The 5,414-nt window shown below is 59.8% G+C and carries 2 protein-coding genes; one reads left to right on the top strand and one right to left on the bottom strand.

The annotated features are described in order from the left end of the window. Positions 1-73: 73 nt before the first annotated feature. On the bottom strand, positions 74-769 hold the full coding sequence (locus KGB27_RS30790; RefSeq protein ID WP_008042293.1) for an HAD-IA family hydrolase: 696 nt from the start codon (positions 767-769) through the stop codon (positions 74-76). Between the two features lie 261 nt (positions 770-1,030). Here KGB27_RS30790 and KGB27_RS30785 point away from each other — a divergent pair. Continuing rightward, positions 1,031-5,414: RHS repeat-associated core domain-containing protein (locus KGB27_RS30785; protein WP_223557353.1), on the top strand; the 4,384-nt coding region annotated here is incomplete at its 3' end.

Below are 5,414 nucleotides of genomic sequence, written 5' to 3'. Positions count from 1 at the left end.
GTGTCGATTGACACAACGCCTTCGCGGGCAAGTCGGATCGCCGCACCGCTCGCTCCTACATCTGTGCTGTGCATTAAGACCACTCAAGCGCCGGCAAACCGCACGCACTCGGCTTGAACGCTTTCAACGTACGAAGAATGCCATCGGCGTGTGCGTATTTTTCGTCGGCCATTGCAGCATCGGGAATCGCAATCGCCGTCATCCCCGCCGCTTTCGCCGCAGTCACGCCGAACGGCGAATCTTCGAAGACCAGGCAATCCCCCGGCGCCACGCCCAGGCGGCGTGCTGCGGTGAGGAAGATGTCCGGCGCCGGTTTGGCCGCACCGACTTCCGGGTCATCGGCTGTCACGACGAAGTCGAACAGCGCAAACCAGTCACGGTGCAACGTGGTTTTCTGGCCAAACGACAGACGCGACGAACTGGTGCCCACCGCGATCGGAATGTTGTTGGCCTTCAAGTGCCGCACCAGCTCCTCGGCACCGGGCATCGCCAGCGCGGTGGGAAAACGCTCGCGCATCAGCGGCTCGCGGATCACCAGGAACTCCTCGGCGGTAATCGGCAGGTCCAGCGCTTCAACCACATAACGCGCCAGATCACCCGCACCACGGCCGATGATGTTCTGTTTGACGCTCCAGTCGAAGGTCCGGCCATATCGCTCGGCAATCATCGACGTGACTTCGGTGTAAATGCCCTCGGTGTCCAGCAGCAAGCCGTCCATGTCGAAAATCACGGCTTTGATCGGGCCGAACTCTTTCAGCGGTGCATTCATCGCATCTGATCCGTTTTTAATGACACCCCGGTCGGCTCAGGCATAGCTGATTCCGGGATTTGATTAAAGGGTTCAGCAGCATAGCGAGCGCGGCCGGCAGAGAGCAACGGGCAATCTCCCGACGGTGACAAAACCTTCGCCGAATCGCTGAGCATGATTTAGCGATTCGCCCTACACCAAACACCTCCTTTCCCGACTTCTTTCCTCGTTGATCCCCCGCAAAGTCTCGCGACCCCAATTTATCCGCGCGAGGGACTGCGAATGTTCAACCCTGACAAGGTCCTGGCCTTGAACAACGCCATCGGCCTGTTGGTGGTGGCAGCCATGAACCCCGAGCACCCGGACGTTGAAGCTCTGCTCGGCGATTTTCACCTGTGCCTCAATGACTACGAGGCCTGGGCGGAAAGCTTCTGGACAGGATGGGCGCTGGAGGTCGAGCAAGTGTTCAAGGTCGGCAACGACGTTCGTTTGAGCACACCGAGGGATTCCTCCTCCCCCGTCAGTTCGACGATCGCCACATGCCCGGCCAGCGGTCCGTTGACCCTCGTGCATATGTTCGACGCGGCTCGCTTTGTGCCCATTGGTGATACGCCGGTGATGCTCGAACCGATCATTGAAAAGAGCAACGGCGAGATAACCTTTGGCGAACCGGTGCATCACACCATCGGCCCCAGCGGCATCCTCGAAATCCCTGAGTGTTGGCGCGGTCATCGTTACCGCATCACATTCTTTCCCAATGTTTCCACCGCTCATGTCCAGGCGCTTCACGCCTCCTATCACAGCGTGATCGATGAGCTTGAAGGCTGGTTGCGCAACGAGTGGACGAGTGAATTCCAGCCTTTATGGGCGGGGTTTTCCGAGGCCGGTTTCCCTGAACGCTACGGCATGCTGCAACGGGCCGACTGGCGCGGATTCGAGAAGTCGCTGCACGGTTTGTGGGATGACGTGAAGCAGATCTACGCCCTGATCGCGGACCTGCAGGCCAACAGTGAAAAGCTTCTTGAATACCTGACCGAGGTTGAGCTCGAGACGCTGCTGAACGCTCCGGCCGAAGCCATCGCCAATGTGATGCTGGTGTTGAGTGATGAGCCGTTGATGTTCATTCATCTCGCGGCTTTCACCAGTTGGCTGCGGATGTTGCCGCCGCAGTACATCGCCGAAGTGGTCGCGGAAATTCGTACAGAAATACTCATCGCTTTCCTGCTGGTGCGCCTCACAGGTCCTACAGGCCTGAAACTCGGCATCAGCGCCAAGGTGCTGGGCAAGGTCAAGTCCGAGCGAGCCCGACAATGGCTGGCTGCCGCGAGTTTGCGCCTGGCCGATCTTACGACCGGGTCTGATCTGACCCATCACGCCGGCGCCCTCAAACCGCTGATGGTCAGCGCGCGGAATGTGCCGCTCAAACCCACGCCGGCCACTCCGTTGCACATCACCACCGGTGAATCACCAATCGTACAGGTGAACAACCCGGTCGCCCTTGCCCGTTACAAGTCCGAAGCCAAGACCCGCCTGAGCCGCCAGGAACACCGAGACGACGCCCCTGCTCCCGCGCAAAACCCAAACGGCAACAACGTCGATTCAGCGGATAGAACCACAACCAACGGCTGCCCGGTATCGATGGTCACCGGCGAAGAACTGCTGACCCTGATCGATGGTTCGCTGGATGGTCGGTTGCCGTTCGAGTTCATCCGCGTGTATCGCACCAGTGCTGTCGGAATCGACTGCGGGCTCGGATTTGGCTGGAGTCATGCCCTTGCACATCGGCTGGAAATCGACGGTGAACAGGTTAGCTGGATCGACCACGAAAACCGTCGTACGACCTTCCCTTTGCCCAAGGTTGAACGTCCGAACATTCATAACAGCCTGTCGCGGGCGGCGATTTTCCTGGGGGATGAGCCGGAAGAACTGATTCTTGCAATGGCAGGCGAAGCGAGGCGTTTCTACCACTTCCGTACAGGTCGACTGACAGCCATCAGCGATGCCTATGGCAACCGTCTGACAGTGCAACGGGACAACGCCGACAGAATCATGCGCCTCGACAACGGTGTCGGACGCTCGCTGCGACTGCGCTACGACCGCCGACACCTCGCCGCCGTCGAGTATCAGCGCTTTCATCCCGCCGACACCCTGGAAGATACCTGGCGCACTGAACAGACATTGGTGACCTACCGCTACGACGCCTGTCATCGCTTGATCGAAGCGACCAACGCCGCCAGCGAAAGCGAACGCTACGACTATGACGACCAGCACGTCATCCTGCAGCGGCAATTGGCTGGTGGCGCGAGCTTCTTCTGGGAGTGGGAAAGGTCCGGCAAGTCTGCGCGATGCGTCCGACATTGGGCGTCGTTTTCGCAGATGGACACGCGCTATGCCTGGGATGACAACGGCGGCGTGCAGGTTAAAAACGTTGATGGCAGCGAAGCGTTTTACCAGCACGACGACCGGGCACGCCTGGTGCGGAGGGTCGAACCCGACGGGGCGGAACACCTCAATGTCTATGACGACCAGGGGCAGCTGATTGCCGAAAAGAATCCGCTCGGGGCAATTACCCGCTACCGCTATGACGATGTCGGACGGCTGATTGCCCTGATTCCACCCGAAGGTGAGCCAACGTCCTACGAATACCGCAATGGTTTCCTGCATGCGCGGTATCGCGGCAACGCCGTGTGGAAGTATCAGCGCAATGCTCAGGGTGAGGTCATCGAGGCGACCGACCCCGAGGGGCATGTCACCCACTACCACCACGACGAAAAAGGCCAGCTGCTGTCGATCCGCTTTCCGGACAACAGTCGGCATGTCTTCGTCCGGAATGCCTTGGGTCAACTGATCGAAGAGACCTTGCCGGGTGGCGGTCAACGGCGCTTTTCCTACGATGCGTTGGGCCGGCAGGTTACCCGCCAGGACGAACACGGCGCCGTCACTCGCTACTCATGGGATGCCGTAGGACGACTGATTCAGACGACGCTTCCTACAGGTGCCAGTCGCACCTTCAGCTACAACGCCTACGGCAAGGTCACCGCCGAACGGGATGAACTGGGGCGCACCACGCGCTTTGAATATGCCGATGATCTGCATCTGGTCAGCCGCCGGATCAATCCCGATGGCACACAACTGCTTTATCGGTACGACAACGCACGGTTGTTGCTGACCGAAATCGAGAATGAGTCCGGCGGTAAATATCTGCTGGACTACACGCTCAATGGATTGATCCGACAGGAAACCGGATTCGATGGCCAACGCACCGCGTATGCCTACGATCTCAATGGACAGCTGCTGAAAAAAACCGAGTTCGGCGACGACGGCTCGCAATGGGTCACGGGCTATCAACGTGATTCGACGGGACGGCTGCTGGTCAAGACGCTGCCCGACGGTGTCAATGTCGAATATCGCTACGACAGCCTTGGCCGGCTGGTCAGCGTCGATGACGGTCACGATCACCCGCTGGAGTTCGAATACGACAAACAGGGTCGGCTAGTCACCGAACACCAAGGCTGGGGCACGCTGCGATATGGCTACGATGCCTGTGGCCAGCTCAACCACTTGCGCCTGCCCGACAACAGCAAACTCGATTACCACCATGCCAAGGGTGGCGCGCTGACGGCCATTGACCTCAATGGCGCCCGACTGACCGCTCACACCTTTTTCGCCGGCCGCGAACAGAACCGTCAACAGGGCCTGCTGCTCAGCGATTATCAGTATGACAATCAAGGTCGACTGAACGCCCACGCTGTCCGCCAAAACCTGCAACCGCTGTATCGCCGCGACTATGCCTACAGCGCCAACGGCAACCTCGACCACATTACCGACACGCGGCACGGCCAGCGCAGCTACCTCTACGATTCGCTCGATCGCCTGATCCGCGTCCGCCACTCCCGAGATCACCAACCGGAAAACTTCGCCCACGACCCGACCGGCAACCTGCTGATGCAGGACCGACCCGGTCCGGCCATGGTCAAAGGCAATCGCCTGCTGATGCAAGGCGACCGCCACTACGATTACGACGCCTTCGGCAACCTGATCCGCGAACGCCGCGGCACTGCACAAAAACTGGTCACTGAGTACCGTTACGACTGCCAGCATCGCCTGATCGGCATCACCCTGCCCAACGGCAGCCAGGCGACCTACCGCTACGATGCCTTCGGCCGCCGCATCAGCAAAAACGTCGATGGCAACACCACCGATTTTTTTTGGCAGGGCGACAACCTCGTCGCCGAAAGCAGTCGCGAGCACTACCGCAGCTACGTCTACGAGCCCGGCAGCTTTCGCCCGCTGGCCATGCTCGACGGCAAAGGCCCGCGCAACGCCTGCCCGTTTTACTTCCAACTCGACCACCTCGGCACACCGCAAGAACTCACCGATTACAGCGGCGAAATCGTCTGGTCCGCCCAATACACCGCCTACGGCCGCCTCACCCGCCTCAACCGCGACACCCACCAGATCCTCGACCAGCCGCTGCGGTTTCAGGGCCAGTACTTCGACCCGGAAACAGGTTTGCACTACAACCGGCATCGGTATTACCAGCCGGATGTGGGACGGTATCTGACGCCGGACCCGGTCGGATTGGCGGGTGGACTGAACGGGTATCGGTACGTGTTGAGCCCCACGGGGTGGGTTGATCCGTTGGGGTTGAGTGATTGTCCGGGGA

Source organism: Pseudomonas sp. BF-R-01, from assembly GCF_019946615.1.
Classification (GTDB): domain Bacteria; phylum Pseudomonadota; class Gammaproteobacteria; order Pseudomonadales; family Pseudomonadaceae; genus Aquipseudomonas; species Aquipseudomonas migulae.
The sequence above is the reverse complement of the archived record's forward strand: the minus strand, read 5'-3'. Positions and strand labels throughout refer to the sequence as shown.